4 protein-coding genes are annotated in these 3,486 nt (G+C 36.6%); all 4 read left to right on the top strand.

Translation table 11 applies throughout. The features are described 5' to 3' along the window. Positions 1-319, top strand: a 319-nt coding sequence (locus HT721_RS10780) for a YhcH/YjgK/YiaL family protein (protein ID WP_173229815.1), incomplete at its 5' end; no start/stop codon positions are given. 18 nt (positions 320-337) lie between these two features. Beyond that, complete coding sequence (locus HT721_RS10785; protein WP_000738774.1) at positions 338-1,675, top strand: sugar ABC transporter substrate-binding protein; 1,338 nt, start codon at positions 338-340, stop codon at positions 1,673-1,675. Between the two features lie 78 nt (positions 1,676-1,753). After that, positions 1,754-2,638, top strand: coding sequence for an ABC transporter permease subunit (locus tag HT721_RS10790; RefSeq protein ID WP_000237988.1), 885 nt, complete (start codon positions 1,754-1,756; stop codon positions 2,636-2,638). Beyond that, positions 2,638-3,471: a carbohydrate ABC transporter permease gene (locus HT721_RS10795; RefSeq protein ID WP_172925310.1), complete on the top strand. Its 834-nt coding sequence runs from the start codon at positions 2,638-2,640 to the stop codon at positions 3,469-3,471. The genes HT721_RS10790 and HT721_RS10795 overlap by 1 nt, the downstream gene beginning before the upstream one ends. Positions 3,472-3,486 lie beyond the last annotated feature (15 nt).

The raw sequence follows: 3,486 nt of genomic DNA on the forward strand, positions 1-3,486 counted from the left end.
ATTGTTTGGGAATTGCTTTACTTATCTAGCAGATGGTCAAGCAGGGGCTTTCTTTGAAACTCACCAAAAATATTTGGATATTCATTTAGTTTTGGAAAACGAAGAAGCCATGGCTGTTACGTCGCCGGAAAATGTAAGCGTTACCCAAGAGTATGATGAAGAGAAGGATATTGAATTATACACAGGGAAAGTGGAACAGTTGGTTCATTTGAGAGCTGGCGAATGCCTCATCACTTTTCCAGAAGATTTACATCAACCCAAGGTTCGTATAAATGATGAACCTGTGAAAAAAGTTGTCTTTAAAGTTGCGATTTCTTAATGTAGAAAGGGAAGAACGATGAAAAAAATGAGAAAGTTTTTATGTCTAGCTGGAGTTGCGCTAGCAGCCGTTGCCTTGGTAGCTTGTTCAGGAAAAAAAGAAGCTACAACTAGTACTGAACCACCGACAGAATTATCTGGTGAGATTACAATGTGGCACTCCTTTACTCAAGGACCCCGTTTAGAAAGTATTCAAAAATCAGCAGATGCTTTCATGCAAAAGCATCCAAAAACGAAAATCAAGATTGAAACATTCTCTTGGAATGACTTCTATACTAAATGGACTACAGGTTTAGCAAATGGGAATGTGCCAGATATCAGTACAGCTCTCCCTAACCAAGTAATGGAAATGGTCAACTCAGATGCTTTGGTTCCGCTAAATGATTCTATCAAGCGTATTGGACAGGATAAATTTAACGAAACTGCCTTAAATGAAGCAAAAATCGGAGATGATTACTACTCTGTTCCTCTTTATTCACATGCACAAGTTATGTGGGTTAGAACTGATTTGTTAAAAGAACATAATATTGAGGTTCCTAAAACTTGGGATCAACTCTATGAAGCTTCTAAAAAATTGAAAGAAGCTGGAGTTTATGGCTTGTCTGTTCCGTTCGGAACAAATGACTTAATGGCAACACGTTTCTTGAACTTCTACGTACGTAGTGGTGGAGGAAGCCTCTTAACAAAAGATCTTAAAGCAGATTTGACAAGCCAACTTGCTCAAGATGGTATTAAATACTGGGTTAAAATGTATAAAGAAATCTCACCTCAAGATTCTTTGAACTTTAATGTCCTTCAACAAGCTACCTTGTTCTATCAAGGAAAAACAGCATTTGACTTTAACTCTGGCTTCCATATTGGAGGAATTAATGCCAACAGTCCTCAATTGATTGATTCGATTGATGCTTATCCTATTCCAAAAATCAAAGAGTCTGATAAAGACCAAGGAATTGAAACCTCAAACATTCCAATGGTTGTTTGGAAAAATTCAAAACATCCAGAAGTTGCTAAAGCATTCTTAGAATCACTTTATAATGAAGAAGACTACGTTAAATTCCTTGATTCAACTCCAGTAGGTATGTTGCCAACTATTAAGGGGATTAGCGATTCTGCAGCCTATAAAGAAAATGAAACTCGTAAGAAATTTAAACATGCTGAAGAAGTAATTACTGAAGCTGTTAAAAAAGGTACTGCTATTGGTTATGAAAATGGACCAAGTGTACAAGCTGGTATGTTGACTAACCAACACATTATTGAACAAATGTTCCAAGATATCATTTCAAATGGAACAGATCCTATGAAAGCAGCAAAAGAAGCAGAAAAACAATTAAACGATTTATTTGAGGCTGCTCAGTAGATGTAAAAGACTAGAAAATAGGTGGGCTAGTGAGCTGAAAAGCCCTAGCCCAATCTTGTAAAAGAAGGGAGAAGGAGAATGGTTAAAGAACGTAATTTAACTCGCTGGATATTTGTTTTGCCAGCTATGATTATCGTAGGGTTACTATTTGTTTATCCGTTTTTCTCGAGTATTTTTTATAGCTTTACCAATAAGCATTTGATTATGCCTAATTATAAATTTGTTGGTTTAGCTAACTATAAAGCTGTGCTATCAGATCCCAACTTCTTTAATGCGTTCTTTAATTCAATTAAGTGGACCGTTTTCTCATTAGTTGGTCAAGTTTTAGTAGGGTTTGTATTGGCTTTAGCTCTTCACAGAGTACGCCACTTCAAGAAATTATATAGGACCTTATTGATTGTTCCTTGGGCATTTCCTACCATCGTTATTGCCTTTTCTTGGCAGTGGATTCTAAACGGGGTTTATGGCTACTTACCTAATCTAATCGTAAAATTAGGTTTAATGGAACATACACCTGCATTTTTGACAGATAGTACATGGGCATTTCTATGTTTGGTGTTTATCAACATTTGGTTTGGAGCGCCGATGATTATGGTCAATGTGCTTTCGGCATTGCAGACAGTACCAGAAGAACAATTTGAGGCTGCTAAGATAGATGGTGCTTCAAGTTGGCAGGTGTTCAAGTTTATCGTCTTTCCACATATTAAAGTGGTTGTAGGACTTCTAGTTGTTTTGAGAACTGTATGGATCTTTAATAACTTTGACATTATCTACCTCATTACTGGTGGTGGACCAGCCAATGCTACAACGACGCTCCCAATTTTTGCTTACAACCTAGGTTGGGGAACTAAATTATTGGGTCGTGCCTCAGCAGTTACAGTATTGCTCTTTATCTTCTTGGTGGCGATTTGCTTTATCTACTTTGCTATCATCAGTAAGTGGGAAAAGGAGGGTAGAAAATAATGAAGAAGAAATCCGGTATTTATTTAGATGTTCTCTCACATGTACTCTTGATTGGTGCGACTATTGTTGCAATTTTCCCATTGGTATGGATTATCATATCTTCTGTCAAGGGTAAAGGGGAATTAACTCAGTATCCAACACGATTTTGGCCTGAACAATTTACATTAGATTATTTCACTCATGTTATCAACGATTTGCACTTTATTGATAACATTCGAAACAGTTTAATCATTGCCTTAGCTACAACCGTTATTGCGATTATTATTTCTGCTATGGCAGCCTATGGTATTGTTCGATTCTTCCCTAAATTGGGAGCAATCATGTCAAGATTACTCGTCATTACCTACATTTTCCCACCAATTCTGTTAGCAATTCCCTATTCAATTGCCATTGCTAAAGTTGGGTTAACAAATAGTTTATTTGGCTTGATGATGGTTTATCTATCTTTTAGTGTTCCATATGCAGTTTGGCTCTTAGTTGGATTTTTCCAAACAGTTCCAATTGGAATTGAAGAAGCAGCTCGAATTGATGGTGCAAATAAATTTGTTACTTTTTATAAAGTTGTGCTACCGATTGTAGCACCAGGTATTGTAGCAACAGCTATTTATACATTTATCAATGCTTGGAATGAATTCCTGTATGCTTTGATTTTGATTAACAATACAGGAAAGATGACAGTAGCAGTAGCCCTTCGATCACTTAACGGTTCAGAAATTTTAGACTGGGGAGATATGATGGCTGCATCTGTTATTGTAGTTCTTCCATCAATCATTTTCTTCTCAATTATCCAAAATAAGATTGCAAGTGGATTGTCAGAAGGATCTGTGAAGTAATACTCAATGAAAATC

Source organism: Streptococcus sp. 4094 (assembly GCF_013277125.1).
Lineage (GTDB): Bacteria > Bacillota > Bacilli > Lactobacillales > Streptococcaceae > Streptococcus.

Excerpts from the sequence above, each read along its gene's own strand:
- HT721_RS10785 (WP_000738774.1), top strand. The coding sequence starts at position 338 with ATGAAAAAAATGAGAAAGTTTTTATGTCTAGCTGGAGTTGCGCTAGCA.
- HT721_RS10790 (WP_000237988.1), top strand. The coding sequence starts at position 1,754 with ATGGTTAAAGAACGTAATTTAACTCGCTGGATATTTGTTTTGCCAGCT.
- HT721_RS10795 (WP_172925310.1), top strand. The coding sequence starts at position 2,638 with ATGAAGAAGAAATCCGGTATTTATTTAGATGTTCTCTCACATGTACTC.